The sequence below is a fragment of the Pantoea rwandensis genome, assembly GCF_002095475.1.
GTDB lineage: Bacteria > Pseudomonadota > Gammaproteobacteria > Enterobacterales > Enterobacteriaceae > Pantoea > Pantoea rwandensis.
Genome location: NZ_MLFR01000011.1, coordinates 49,557 through 63,661, shown reverse-complemented (window position 1 = coordinate 63,661; position 14,105 = coordinate 49,557). Strand labels below are relative to the sequence as shown.

The 14,105-nt window shown below is 54.8% G+C and carries 10 protein-coding genes; 9 read left to right on the top strand and 1 reads right to left on the bottom strand.

The features are described from left to right. Nucleotides 1-530: 530 nt before the first annotated feature. From HA51_RS12505 to HA51_RS12495, 3 genes are all read left to right on the top strand, one after another. Nucleotides 531-2,633 (top strand): putative bifunctional diguanylate cyclase/phosphodiesterase, encoded by a 2,103-nt coding sequence (locus HA51_RS12505; protein ID WP_084934820.1) that lies wholly within the window; start codon nucleotides 531-533, stop codon nucleotides 2,631-2,633. A gap of 160 nt (nucleotides 2,634-2,793) precedes the next feature. Beyond that, the gene (locus HA51_RS12500) at nucleotides 2,794-4,884 is read left to right on the top strand and encodes a putative bifunctional diguanylate cyclase/phosphodiesterase (RefSeq protein WP_084934819.1); all 2,091 of its coding nucleotides are present in this window, start codon (nucleotides 2,794-2,796) and stop codon (nucleotides 4,882-4,884) included. Between the two features lie 174 nt (nucleotides 4,885-5,058). Then, the gene (locus tag HA51_RS12495) at nucleotides 5,059-6,489 is read left to right on the top strand and encodes an aminotransferase-like domain-containing protein (RefSeq protein WP_084934818.1); all 1,431 of its coding nucleotides are present in this window, start codon (nucleotides 5,059-5,061) and stop codon (nucleotides 6,487-6,489) included. 222 nt (nucleotides 6,490-6,711) lie between these two features. Here HA51_RS12495 and HA51_RS12490 read toward each other — a convergent pair whose 3' ends face one another. Next, nucleotides 6,712-7,194 carry a YlaC family protein gene (locus HA51_RS12490; protein WP_084934817.1) on the bottom strand — a complete coding sequence of 161 codons (483 nt, stop codon included), beginning with the start codon at nucleotides 7,192-7,194 and terminating at the stop codon, nucleotides 6,712-6,714. A 264-nt stretch (nucleotides 7,195-7,458) separates the two neighbouring features. Here HA51_RS12490 and HA51_RS12485 point away from each other — a divergent pair, with 264 nt between their 5' ends. The 6 genes from HA51_RS12485 to olsF all read left to right on the top strand — a co-directional run bounded on the left by HA51_RS12485 (nucleotide 7,459) and on the right by olsF (nucleotide 14,062). Continuing rightward, complete coding sequence (locus HA51_RS12485) at nucleotides 7,459-8,073, top strand: cupin domain-containing protein (RefSeq protein WP_084934816.1); 615 nt, start codon at nucleotides 7,459-7,461, stop codon at nucleotides 8,071-8,073. 124 nt (nucleotides 8,074-8,197) lie between these two features. After that, on the top strand, nucleotides 8,198-9,637 hold the full coding sequence (locus HA51_RS12480; protein WP_084934815.1) for a circularly permuted type 2 ATP-grasp protein: 1,440 nt from the start codon (nucleotides 8,198-8,200) through the stop codon (nucleotides 9,635-9,637). After that, entirely contained in the window at nucleotides 9,631-10,560 is a 930-nt protein-coding gene (locus tag HA51_RS12475) for an alpha-E domain-containing protein (RefSeq protein WP_084934814.1), read from the top strand. The genes HA51_RS12480 and HA51_RS12475 overlap by 7 nt, the downstream gene beginning before the upstream one ends. After that, nucleotides 10,557-11,357, top strand: coding sequence for a transglutaminase family protein (locus tag HA51_RS12470; RefSeq protein ID WP_084934813.1), 801 nt, complete (start codon nucleotides 10,557-10,559; stop codon nucleotides 11,355-11,357). Before HA51_RS12475 ends, HA51_RS12470 begins: the two co-directional genes overlap by 4 nt. 18 nt (nucleotides 11,358-11,375) lie before the next feature. Then, nucleotides 11,376-12,080: a proteasome-type protease gene (locus HA51_RS12465; protein ID WP_084934812.1), complete on the top strand. Its 705-nt coding sequence runs from the start codon at nucleotides 11,376-11,378 to the stop codon at nucleotides 12,078-12,080. 263 nt (nucleotides 12,081-12,343) lie between these two features. After that, entirely contained in the window at nucleotides 12,344-14,062 is a 1,719-nt protein-coding gene (gene olsF / locus HA51_RS12460) for a bifunctional ornithine lipid synthase OlsF (RefSeq protein WP_084934811.1), read from the top strand. The last annotated feature ends 43 nt before the right edge of the window (nucleotides 14,063-14,105 follow it).

Below are 14,105 nucleotides of genomic sequence, written 5' to 3'. Positions count from 1 at the left end.
ATCCAAGGTCAGTGCTTTTCCACCTGGTGACGTATTTATCTATTGAATCCAAATTCATTCAAATGCCGCAATTGGGCGCACTTCTTAAGTGCCCGCTATCTAAGAATAATCTTAGCTAGTGGGTTTATGATTTATATCAGTTTTCTTTACTATAGATCAGTAAATCGCTACCTGTGATGCTGCGCTTAGATTTTTCCTTAACCAATTCACACTTTTCGCCGATAACTTAGGAACTACAAGGGATAGAGGCTTGTTAAAAAAACTAAACAACCAGTGATTTAACCCTCTACCGCGACTCGCGGTTCAATGCTATGTTCGTGCATTAATCAGATATTATTAATTTTTCTGGCAGCGACAGATGATCAAAATAAAAAAAAACCGTGTAGTGCCTCTAGAATTGTCTGGATCGCTTCTCCTCTCTGCTTCATGGTGTGCAGCCATTACTCGCCCTTAATCAATGTTCTCATCTTCTTTGGTCTTTTTTGTCGTTACAGCACCTGCTCTACAGCGGGTAGTGTTTAGGAGCGCACATGTTGCTGGTTACCTGGGATAGCGTTCTGGTTACGGTTTCACTGATTGTGGCCTTTATTGCCGCCTTTACTGCGCTGGATACCGCCGGGCGCGTTGCGGTATCACGTGGCTGTCTGGCGAAGTTGTGGCTGGCGGCCGGTGGCACGGCCATGGGAATCGGTATCTGGGCGATGCACTTCATCGGCATGTTGGCCATGATGATGCCCATGACGATGCGTTACGACATCCCCCTCACGGCGATGTCTCTTCTGGTGGCGATTGTGGCGTCGATCTTTGCTTTTGCGCAGGGCGTGCAGGGGAGTCATCTCACTCGGCGTCGGTTGGTGCGCGGCACCTTGATACTCGGCAGCGGCGTGGTAGCGATGCACTACATCGGCATGAACGCGCTGATGATTGAACCGGCGATCCGCTGGGATACGCTATTAGTCGCGCTGTCGGTGATCATTGCTTATGCGGCTTCTGGCGCGGCATTGTGGCTGGCTTTCCATCTACGTCAGGGGGAGAGTGTGCTGATGATGCGCATTTGCGCTGCGTTAGTGATGGGGATTGCTATCGCGGGCATGCACTACACCGGTATGGCAGCAGCAGAGTACGCGATGCCGAGCACCATGAGCCATCTCCATGGTGTCAGTGAAGAGGGGCTGGCGGTATGGGTGACCATCATTACCCTCAGTATCCTTGGCTTGACGCTGTTGGTTTCGATGCTGGATGCGCAACTACGCGCTTCGCGTCTTGCCGCCAAACTGAAACGTGCCAACAATGAACTGCGTCAGCTGGCGATGCATGACAATCTCACCACGCTGCCGAACCGCGTCATGCTGGAGCAGCAGCTCAACGCGCAGATTAAACAGGCGACCTTGCAGGACGAAACCTTTGCGCTGATGTTCATGGATCTGGATGGTTTCAAAGCCGTCAATGATACCTGGGGCCATCACGTGGGGGATCGCTTGCTGATTGCCGTGGCTGAACGGCTACGAGTTCAACTTGGCGAGGACATTTTGCTGGCGCGGCTGGGCGGAGATGAGTTCGTTCTGCTTTGCCCCCAATATAACGCACTGCAAGCCTCATCACTGGCACAGCACTTAGTCAGTGCCATCGATGCGCCCTTTGAGTTGGACCGTTATTCGCTGCGCGTATCACTCAGCATTGGTATCGTCACCTTCCCAGAACATGGTCGTAGTCAGCAGGAGATGATGTTCAATGCGGACTCGGCCATGTATCACACCAAACACAGTGGCAGAAACGGCTGGTGCCTGTTTGAACCGGTGATGAGCGCGGTGGCACAGCATCAGTTGGCGCTAGCCAATGATCTGTGGAATGCGTTGGAATACCAAGAGATGTGCCTGTTCTATCAGCCAAAATTCCGTGCTGGCGGCACGGTGCTGATGGGCTTTGAGGCGCTGCTACGCTGGCAGCACCCGCGTCGCGGATTACTGATGCCAGATATGTTTCTGCCTCGCGCGGAAAAAACCGGGCAAATCATTGCGCTGGGTAATTGGGTGATTAACGAAGCCTGTCGCCAGTTGAAACAGTGGCACGATGAAGGCAACAAAGAATGGAGTGTGTCGGTCAATCTTTCGGCCCTGCAATTCCACCAGCGCGATCTGATCGATAGCCTGCGTCATGCTTTGCTGCGCCATCAACTGCCGGAAGGGGCATTGATGCTGGAAATCACCGAGAACATCGCCATGCGCGATCCGCATTTCAGCCAGCAACGGATTGCCGAACTGCATCGGCTTGGCGTGAAAGTCGCGATTGATAATTTTGGTATTGGCTACGCCAATCTGCTGCACCTTAAACATCTGGAAGCGACCGAACTGAAAATCGATCGTGTCTTTATCAACAGCCTGCGCGCTGACAGTGAAGACGCCACGGTGGTGAGTGCGATGTTGACGCTGGCGCAAAGTCTTAACCTGCGCATGGTGGCAGAAGGGGTGGAAACAGAAGAACAGCAACGTTTGTTGACCGGCCTCGGTTTTGACACGTTGCAGGGCTATTTACTGGGCAAACCAACCCCGGCAGATCGCATCGGTGAATTTACCGCTTCACTTAACGTACCAATGGCATTTTCTGATACTGTGCTGCCGTTGGCGGGTGCTTAACCCACAATTTTATTTTTCTTCCGCATCGGAAGGTTTCATCGTTCAAAGACTCAAATTGGCAGAGATCCTGCCGATAATTTCTACAATAAAAGCAATTAAATTGACTCTTCATTCATTACACCACAGCTGATTTAGAACGGCTTTAACATGGGAAATCACTATGTTAGTGACTTCGTACGATTCGTTTACCGTCATTGTCTCGATTCTGGTGGCAATGCTGGCTTCGTTTACTGCGCTGGATATGGCAGGACGCGTGGCTTCCTCAACCGGCAAGGTGGCGCTGGTTTGGTTGTTTGGCGGCGGATTCGCCATGGGCGTGGGCATCTGGGCGATGCACTTCATCGGCATGCTGTCGATGAGTCTCGACATGGTGATGAGTTATGACCCACTTCTGACGGCAACGTCGATGGTGGTCGCGATACTGGCCTCGATCTTTGCGTTGTGGCTGGTGTGTTCATCACGTGATTTACCGTGGCGACGTCTGCTCGGAGGCGCCTTGGTACTGGGTTCTGGTGTGGTGGCGATGCACTATACCGGCATGGCTGCACTGATGTTCATGCCGGGCATTACCTGGAACTGGGGCTGGGTCGCGGCTTCCATGGTGATTGCGCTGGTGGCATCCGGTGCTGCGCTGTGGCTGGCCTTTCATCTGCGTGAGGGACACGGGCGTGTGACCATCTTGCGCTTAGGGGCTTCGGTGGTCATGGGATGTGCCATTGCAGGTATGCACTATACCGGCATGGCGGCGGCTGATTTCCCGATGATGAGCCACGCTACCCACATGGGGGTGAATAGCAACTGGCTGGCGATACTGGTCACTGTTGTCACACTGGCGATTCTGGGGATTACGCTGCTGGTCTCGATGCTCGACGCGCGGATGCAGGCACGCACCTCAATCCTCGCCCGATCGTTAGCAGAAGCGAACCGCGAACTGGCACAGCTGGCGCTACACGATAATCTAACACGTCTGCCAAACCGCATTTTGCTGGAAGACCGTCTGGAACAGGCCATCAATAAAGCCAACCGCGAGAAGTCGCAGTTTGCGTTGATGTTTATGGATCTCGACGGCTTCAAGGCGGTCAACGATGCCTTCGGTCACCACGTGGGTGATAACCTGCTGATTGGTGTCGCCGAACGCATGGTTGCTCAGATGAAAGGGCATCACACGTTGGCACGCATGGGCGGCGACGAGTTTGTGCTGCTGATTGAGATCGATGAGCCCAACGATGCGGCAGCGGTAGCGGATGCCTTAGTCAAAGCAGTCGATCGCCCGTTTGATATCTCACGTTATGAGCTGGTGGTGTCACTCAGTATTGGCCTTGCGGTCTATCCTGGTGATGGCAAAGATGAACGCGAGTTGATGTTCAACGCCGATGCTGCGATGTACCACACGAAAAATAACGGGCGTAACGGTTACAACTTCTTCCAGCCCTCAATGAACACGCTGGCACAGTCCCAGTTGCAGCTCAACAATGACTTGTGGCAAGCGCTGGACAACGGCGAACTGCGTCTGTTTTATCAGCCGAAATATTGCGCGCCGAGCGGCCCAATCATCGGCTTTGAAGCGTTGCTACGCTGGGAACATCCGACGCGCGGTTTGCTGGCACCGGATAAATTCCTGCCGATTGCCGAGAAGACCGGAATGATCATCAATATCGGTAACTGGGTGATCAACGAAGCTTGCCGTCAGCTGCATAGCTGGCATCTGCAGGGCCATCCGCACTGGTCGGTGGCGGTGAATCTCTCCGCGTTGCAATTCGAGCAGAACAATCTGGTGGAAACCGTGACACAAGCGCTGGTGCAACACCAGATTCCGGCTGAGCTCCTGACGCTGGAAGTCACCGAAACCACAGCCATGCGTGATCCGGAAGAGAGCGTCCGTATTCTCACCGAGCTCACCAATATGGGGGTCAAAGCGTCGATTGATGATTTCGGCACCGGCTATTCCAGCCTGCTCTATCTCAAGCGCTTGCCGGCCAGTGAGCTGAAGATTGACCGCGCCTTTGTGAATGAGCTGCAGGCAAAATCCGAGGATGCCACCATCGTTTCAGCGATCGTGGCATTGGCGCAGTCGCTGGATCTCAAAGTCGTCGCGGAAGGGGTGGAAACGCAGGATCAGCAGGCGTTTCTCACCGGTCTTGGTTGCGATACGTTACAGGGTTATCTGCTGGGCAAGCCAGTGCCGCCCGATCGTATCCACGAACTGCCGAATTTTGTGGAAGAGATGCTGGAGCTGCAGCGACAATCTTAATGGCTTATGTGCGGTGATCCCCCTTCTGCCACCAGTGGGAGAAGGGGCGGTTTATTGCGCAGCTGAATTCGAGCGCCAAAGCAAAATCCCTGCCCAACAATCGCCCCTCTCGCTTGCGGGAGGGAGTGGGGTAAGGGAAAATAGCCCCGCAAATTCCTAAACATCGGAGGTCGGGTGGCGAAATATCAGCAGTTGGTTGACCAGTTACGGACGCAAATCGAAGCGCGCATCTGGCCGCCTGGCGAAAAGCTACCCTCCTTACGTCAGCAAGCGGAGCAGAGTGGCCTGAGTCTGATGACGGTGATGCACGCCTACGAAGTGCTGGAAAGTCAGGGCTGGATCCTGTCTAAACCACAGTCTGGCTACTATGTTGCACCGCGCGCGGCGGAGAGTCGCCCACGACTTCCTACCCAAGCTATCGCGAAGACCGATCAGGCTGATACCAACAGTTTTGTTTTTGACGTGCTTCAAGCGACGCGCGATCCGGCTATCATGCCGTTTGGTTCCGCCTTCCCCGATCCTGAGCTCTTTCCGCAACGCCAGCTGATGCGTTCGCTGGTCAAAGTCTCACATAGCCTTAAGCCCACCGATGCGCTTAACAACCTGCCACCGGGTAATGAAGCGCTGCGCAAAATACTGGCCCAGCGCTACGCTCAACAGGGCATTACCCTGTCGCCAGACGATATTGTCATCACTAACGGTGCGATGGAGGCCCTCAATCTCAGCCTCCAGGCGGTGACGGAACCGGGTGATTGGGTGGTGATCGAGAATCCTTCCTTTTACGGTGCGTTACAGGCTATTGAGCGCCTGAAATTGAACGCGATTGCCATCGCCAGCGATGTCGAACAGGGTATCGATCTCACGGAATTGGAGCAGGCTCTGCAACGCTGGCCGGTAAAAGCCTGCTGGCTGATGACCAATCGGCAAAACCCGCTCGGGTACACGCTCAGCATCGAACGTAAGCAGCAGCTGGTGGCGCTGCTGGCACGCTATCAGGTGGCGATGATTGAGGATGACGTTTACAGCGATCTCTACAGTGGGCAGGACAAGCCGCTTCCTGCCAAAGCCTTCGATCAGGATGGCAATGTTTTACACTGCGGCAGCTTTTCCAAAAATCTGGTGGCAGGATTTCGTGTCGGTTGGGTCGCCGCCGGGCGTCATGCGCAGCGCGTCCAGCGTATTCAGTTGATGAGCACGCTTTCAACCAGTGCGCCGATGCAGCTGGCGCTGGCGGATTTCCTTAGCACGCGCAGCTATGACACGCATCTGAAGAAGCTGCGTCAGACGCTGGCGAAGCGTAAGCAACTGGCACAGCAGGCATTGCGCCGCGTGTTGCCAGCGGAAACCCAGATTAGCGATACGCCAGGCGGCTACTTCCTGTGGATTGCCCTGCCGGGACAGATCAACACCACGCAGTTGTACCATCTGGCATTGAAGCAGGGCATTAGCATCGCCCCTGGCCAGCTCTTTTCAGGTAGCGAAGGTTTTAGCCACTGCTTCCGCTTCAATACCGCTTGGCCTTGGGATGCACGTGCTGAGGCAGCAGTGGAGACCTTGGGCAAATTGATTGCCGAACTGCGGGCAAAAGACCACACGGAATCGTAACAGCGTAATGTGCCGAAACCGCATGCAATCGTAACGACGCGATGTGTCGAAACCTCACGGAATCGTAACGACGCGATGTGTCGAAACTGCACGGAATCGTATCGACGCAATGTGTCGAAACCACATGGAATCGTAGCGGCGCAATTTATTGCGCATCAGTCAGCAGCACCGCCGCTTCAGAGGCGCGCGATAAATCGCGCCGCTACGCCTGTTAATGTGAAATCAGACAGTTGCCGCCTGTTTATGTCCCCACGTCAGATAATACACATCGTAAAAATCGACTTCGCCTTTCTGCTTCATCAAACGATCGATACCGCTACGCACGCTGTCTGGCGTACCGGGATTATCAACAATCTTATCCAGCGCTTGCTGTGATACCGGCTGCACGTAATACCACTCACCGTTGTAGCAAACGCGCAGATCCAGGGTGTCGATATCCTCAAAGCGGTATTTGGGATTGATGTCCATCAGCATCAGGAAACTCATCACCAGCACAAACACGGTAGCAAACCAGAACGCCGGCCAGCCGAGCATGTCGGTGGAGAAGATCAGCGCCACACACAGTGCATAACACAGGTACATGATGGCCCATAACCCAGGATGGGTTTTCAGGAAAGAGAAGCTAAAGCGGGGCAGATTATCGCGCTGGCCTTCACGGTTCAGCGTGGCGATTTCATCGAGCAGGATTTGTTTGATCGTGTCCATTGTTCACCTCTAATTATCACTGCCTGCCAGTTAAGCACATAACAGTGAAGTGAATCAGATACAGATCTGGCGTGTTTTTTTATAACAGTTTCGCGCAGAGTAGGACGCCAACTTTTTCCCGCCACAAAATGTTAAATATGTTGCTAACTAATTTGGCTTTAGTAAGCTAAATCATTCTTTTATGTGAATTTTGTTAGTGGGCGCACATTGCAATGCCCCCCGGCTTTGCCACAATTAAGTAACGTGGCTTCCCGGAGAAAGAGTATGACTGCCAACACTTCCAGCCTGATGTTACTGATGTCTTTCGCCGCCGGTACCTTTGCAGCAGGTTCATCGAGTAATCCGCAACATTTGATGCTATCGCAACCTTCTGGTGGCGTGCCTAACAACTTACTGCCGTTGATTATTTGGCCCGGTATTGCGCCGGACTATGATGAAGAAGAGCAGAGCGACAGCGCGGTCTGGTTCGAGAAAACCTTTACGGAGAACGGCTGGCCTGCAGCATGGCGCGCGCCGATCTTTCCCTACACCCATTACCATCCGAATACCCATGAAGTGCTAGGCGTGGCGTCGGGTTGGGCTGAAGTCCTGTTTGGCGGTGACAGTGGCCGCATGGTGACGCTGCGAGAGGGTGATGCGGTGCTGATCCCGGCTGGTGTCGGCCATAAGCAGGTGTTTGCTTCGGACGATTTTTTCGCCGTTGGCGCCTATCCTGAAGGGATGTCGCCTGAAACTGTGCGTGATGAGCCTTCTCGTTTGCGCGCCGCGAAAGATGAAATCTCGCGCGTGCCGCTCCCACACCGTGATCCCTTCACCGGCGGCGAGGGAGCGATGACGGATATCTGGCTGCCAATTGCGCAGCAGTTAATGCACCAGTAAGGTGCAATTCACGGTTATCCGGCGCTGCTCTGCTATCGGGGCGCGTGTGCCGTTTGGGGCCTGAGCCTCTGGCACACTTTGTGCAGGAGAGGATACAGGTCCTCTGACAAGCGCCGGGTAAATCATGAAAGAAAGCTACCAGATAGCGTCACACTTCTATGATGAGATGTTGCTAAGCGATGGCCAACACCGCCCGCACTATCAGCATTATTGGGAGTGGTTACAACAGGCGGATAAAGAGGCAGTGGCGCGTAAGCGCGAAGAGGCGGAACTGCTGTTTCATCGCGTGGGCATCACCTTTAACGTTTATGGGGACGATGGCGGCGCAGAGCGGTTGATCCCGTTCGATAGCGTGCCGCGTATTATTCCGGCGGGTGAATGGGCGATGCTTGATCGTGGCATCCGTCAGCGCGTGCAGGCACTCAACGCCTTTCTCCACGACATCTACCATCAACAACACATCCTCAAAGCCGGGATTGTGCCAGCCGAACAGGTGCTGGTGAACGATCAATACCAACCCTGCATGCAAGGCGTTGATCTGCATCGCAATATCTATGCGCATATCACTGGCGTCGATATGGTGCGTAACAGCGATGGCGAATACTACGTGCTGGAAGACAACCTGCGCACGCCTTCGGGTGTCTCTTACATGTTGGAGAACCGCAAGATGATGATGCGGCTCTATCCAGAACTGTTTGCGGAACAGCATGTGGCGCCGGTTGAGCGCTATCCCTCACACCTGTTACAAACGCTACGTGAGAGCTCACCAGTGAACGACCCGGTCGTCGTGGTGCTGACGCCAGGTCGTTTTAACAGTGCCTATTTTGAGCACAGCTTCCTCGCGCAGCAGATGGGTGTGGAGCTGGTGGAAAGCGCCGATCTGTTCGTCAAAGATGGTGCGGTGCTAATGCGCACCACCGCCGGGCCATGCAAAGTCGACGTGATCTATCGCCGCGTCGATGATGCCTTCCTCGATCCGCTGGCGTTCCGCGCGGATTCGATGCTTGGCGTGCCCGGCTTATTGTCGGTATATCGATCCGGCAATGTGGTGCTGGCCAATGCTATTGGCACTGGCGTCGCCGATGACAAGTCGATCTATCCCTACGTGCCCGACATGATCCGCTTCTACCTCGATGAAGATCCGATCCTCAACAACGTACCGACCTGGCAGTGCCGTAAACCGCAGGATCTCACCTACGTGCTGGCTAACCTCAGCAAAATGGTGGTGAAAGAGGTGCACGGCGCCGGCGGTTACGGCATGTTGATTGGCCCGGTGGCCAGCCAGCAAGAGTTGAGCGATTTCCGCGAACGCCTAAAAGCGCGACCGGATAACTACATCGCGCAGGACACGCTGTCGCTTTCCACCTGCCCGACCTTTATCGACAACGGCCTTGCGCCGCGGCATATCGATCTGCGTCCCTTTGCCTTATGCGGCGCGGATATTCGTTTAGTGCCCGGTGGGTTAACCCGCGTGGCGCTGACCGAAGGTTCGCTGGTGGTGAACTCATCGCAGGGCGGTGGCACCAAGGACACCTGGGTTCTGGAGGATGACGCATCATGCTAAGCCGCACGGCCAGTGGCCTTTACTGGATGGCGCGCTATCTGGAGCGCGCAGAACAACTCGCCAGGGTGTTGGATGTCACCAATCGGCTTTCACTGATGCCGGTGCGTGGCAGCCACGGTGATGAACTGCTGCTGCCGCTTAATCTCACCGGTACGCGCCAGCAGTTTGAAACCCTCAACGGGCGTTTCACCATGCCGCAGTTGTTCAACTTTTTTGCTCTCGATGACCGCAATGCCAGCAGTATTTTTTGTTGCTGGCAGGAAGCGTGGAACAACGCTCATGCGGTGCGCGGCAGTTTGTCTTCTGAAGTGTGGGAGAGCATCAACTCCACGTGGATCGAGATGCGCAATATGCGGCGGCGCGGCATTACCAGCGCGAATGCCGATAGCTTTTTCGACTGGGTAAAAGAGCGCTCGCATCTGTTTCGCGGTGCGATGTTCGGCACGTTATTGCGCGGCGATGCCATGAGTTTTATTCGCATCGGTACGTTGATGGAGCGCAGTGACGGTACCGCGCGGCTGCTGAGTGTGAATCAGCAGTTGTTGGAGCAAAATCCCGATTCAGTGCGCGAATATTATTGCCTCGACTCGCTGTTGCGCGCGGTGTCGGCGCGCGAAGCTTACAACGCGATCTTTAAACAGCAACTGATGCCGGATCTGGTCAATGAGATGCTGATCCTGCGCAGCGAAAGCCCACGATCGCTGCACTCCTGCATCGAAGAGATCGCGACCCAACTGGAACAGATCGGCAGCAGCGGCGAAGATCGCCCACGCTATCTGGTGACGGTGCTGCTGGCAGAAATGCGCTTCAGCACTTGGGAAAGTTTGACGCGTGAAGGGTTGTACAGCTGGCTTAACCACTTTCTTTCGCAGGTAAACGCGCTGGCGGAAAGCATCAATCAAACCTATCTGGAGGCGAAATGAGACTGAACATCGAGCACAAAACCTGGTATGCCTATGAGCAGCAGGTCACACTCAGTACCCAGTATCTGCGCCTGACGCCACAAAACTCGGTCCATCAGCAGATCCTGTCCTGGGATCTCGATCTGCCGTGTGAGGCCACGCGCACCCTGGATGCGTATGGCAATGTGATGCATGTGCTGACGCTGGATACGCCGCATCAGCAGTTAGCGATCGCGGCACGTGGGGTGGTGGAGATTCTGGATGACGGGGAGCTGGCGCCGGATCCTGAGTGCACGCTTTCGCCTCTGGTATTTTTGCGAGCGACACCGCTAACGCTGCCCGATGCCGCTATTCGCGACTTTGCGCTGCGTTACTGGCATGCTGAAAAGCCGCTGGTGAGCCTGGAAAAACTGATGAGCGAACTGTTGCTGAAAATGCCTTACCAGCCTGGCAGTACACTAGTGAGCGATACCGCGGCGAAAGTCTTTGCCGCCAGCAGCGGTGTTTGCCAGGATCACAGCCACGTGTTTTTAGCCTGCTGTCGAAGCCTGGGTATTCCGGCGCGCTATGTTAGCGGTTATCTCTATACTGATAACGTTGAACACGTTGCCATGCACGCTTGGGTTGAAGCCTGGCTGGATGGCAATTGGCACAGCTTTGATATCACCAATAACACCCGCAGCACGCGCCAGCATTTGCGTCTGGCAGTGGGCGTTGATTATCTCGATGCTTGTCCGGTACGCGGTATGCGTCTGGGGGGTGGCGGTGAAGATATGCTGGCGGTGGCCGCGGTGCAGCAGGTGCATGCGCAGCAGTAATTTTTTGCAGGCGTGACTATGACTTATTGTGTGGCAATGCGTTTATCGTCAGGGATGATTTTTGTGTCGGATTCACGCACCAATGCGGGCGTCGACCATATTTCCTCGTTCCGTAAATTGCACGTGTTTCAGGAGGATGATGAACGCACGCTGGTGCTGCAAAGTGCCGGTAATCTGGCGACCACGCAAAGCGTGATGAGCCTGTTGCGGCGCAATAGCCATGACAGCGATCGGCCCAACTTATTAAATGGCAAATCGCTGTATGACATTGCACTGCTAGTGGGAGAAACGCTGCGCGAGGTGATCAAGCGGGATGGCGAAGAGTTTGGCGGCACGCTGTTACTCGGCGGCCAGATTCGCGGTGAAGAGCCACGCTTGTTCCAAATTTATCCTCAGGGCAATTTCATCGAAGCCAGCGTCGATACGCCGTACTTCCAGATTGGTGAAAGCAAATACGGTAAACCGATTATTGACCGCGTGCTGCGCTATGAAACACCGCTCAGCCAGGCCATGCAGTGCGCGCTGATTTCGATGGACTCGACGCTGGCGAGTAATATTTCCGTGGGATTACCGCTGGATGTAATGGTCTATCACACCGACAGTTTCAGCGATAACGAGCAGTATCACATCACGGAACAGCATCCCTATTTCTCGCAGATTCGGCAGCTGTGGAGCAAAGGTTTGTTGAGCGTATTCTCTCAGCTGCCGCCATTAAAACTTTAGTTAAACCCACACTCATTGGCTTAGGTGCGTTTCGGTCGCCATAAATGGCGACCCTACGTGGTTCAGTGCGGTTTTCGTAGGGTACGCATTCATGCGTACCGGGTTAAATACACATTCATTGGATTAAGTGAGCGGCATTACGCAATTTATTGCGCATCCCTCTCTCCCCTGGTTTTCCGCTCCGCTTTCTCTACTGGTCATAAATCTGAAAACAAGCCCCTTTAACTTCGGTGCAATAAACCGCTGCGCACAAAAGGTGAAAGATGTTTTCTGTTGATCAGCTTCTCGATACTTACTGGCCAGGCCATCACCCCGCGAACTGGCAGAAACGCCTGCTGAAATGGGCCGTTCGCGAACATGAATTCCAATCCTTTGCTGACCGTAATCGCCACCTGAAAGGGGTGGATATGGTTGAGCAAGTGCTGGAGCACCTGGATGTGCGCTGTGAACTGAGTGAACGCGATTTGGAGCAGATTCCCACCCGCGGCCCGCTAGTGATTGTTGCTAACCATCCGCTGGGTGCGCTGGACGGCCTGGCACTGTTGGCGGCCGTTTCTCAGGTGCGCCGTGACGTGAAGATTGTTGCCAACCGCATGCTGATGATGCTGGAACCGATCAACAACCTGATGTTGCCAGTGGATAACATGGGCAACCGCACCAGCCGTGAACAGCTGACGCGCATGCAGCAGCACCTCGACAATCAAGGTGCGCTGATTATCTTCCCCGCAGGTGAAGTGTCCCGTCTTTCCAGCCGTGGTGTGCGCGATAGCAAGTGGCATCACAGTTTCCTACGTCTTGCTGCCCGTGCTCGCGCGCCGATCGTGCCGATACATGTGGTCGGCCGTAACAGCCTCACCTTCTACGCCGCGGCGAAAATTGCCTCGCCATTAGCGCTGATGATGCTGGTGCGCGAGATGTTCCGCCAGCGTGGTTCTCGCATCAAGCTGCACATTGGCGAGCAGATCCCGTTTGCTAACTGGCACGATGGTCACACGCCGGGTAAAGAGTTGGCGAAGCGGCTGCGTAAGCACCTCTATCGCATTGGCCAAGGCCGTCGAGGCCTGTTCCAGACCGAAGCGGCGATTGCGCGCCCGGAAGACCGTGCTGAACTGAAAAAGGCGCTGATGGAGAGTGAGCGTCTGGGCTCGCTGCCGGATGGCAAACAAATCTACCTGTGGCGACGTAACGGCGCGACTTGGGTGCCGCTGCTGCGTGAACTGGGTCGCTTACGTGAAATTGCGTTCCGCGCTGTGGGCGAGGGCAGCGGTCGCCGCCGTGACCTCGACAAATACGATGACGATTATTACCACCTGATTTTGTGGGATGACGATGCGCTGGAGATCGTGGGGGCTTACCGCTTTATTCCGGGCGCGGAGCAGTTGGAGCGTCGCGGTCTGGAAGGTATCTACAGCGACAGCCTGTTCCACTATGACGAGCGCATGTTGCCGATCATTAATCAGGGGCTGGAACTGGGTCGCAGCTTTATCCAGCCTGCATACTGGGGTAAACGCGGTCTGGATTACCTGTGGATGGGGATTGGTGCCTACATCGCCAAATACCCTGAAACGCGCTATCTGTTTGGCCCGGTGTCGATCTCTGGCGGCATGCCCTTGGCGGCACGCGATTTGTTAGTGGCGTTCTACCGCATGTATTTCCCCACTGAGCTACCGCTGGCGAAGTCACGTCGTCCGTATCCGGCTTCGCTGCCGGAAGTGCTGGCGCAGTTCACCGGCGACAATTACACGGAAGATTTGCGCCGCCTTAAACATCTGCTGGCTAACCTCGGCACCGCGATTCCCACGCTCTACAAGCAGTACTCCGAAGTGTGCGAACCGGGCGGCGTGCAGTTTATCGATTTCGGCAGCGATCCTGATTTCAACAACTGTATCGATGGGCTGGTGCTGGTGGATCTGTCACGCGTCAAGCCATCACGTTATGAGCGCTATATCGGCATGCATTTGCAGGCTGAGAGCGCGGAATAAGATCCAGGGAGGCTTTCGGGCCTCCCGTTTTGTTTGAGCACGG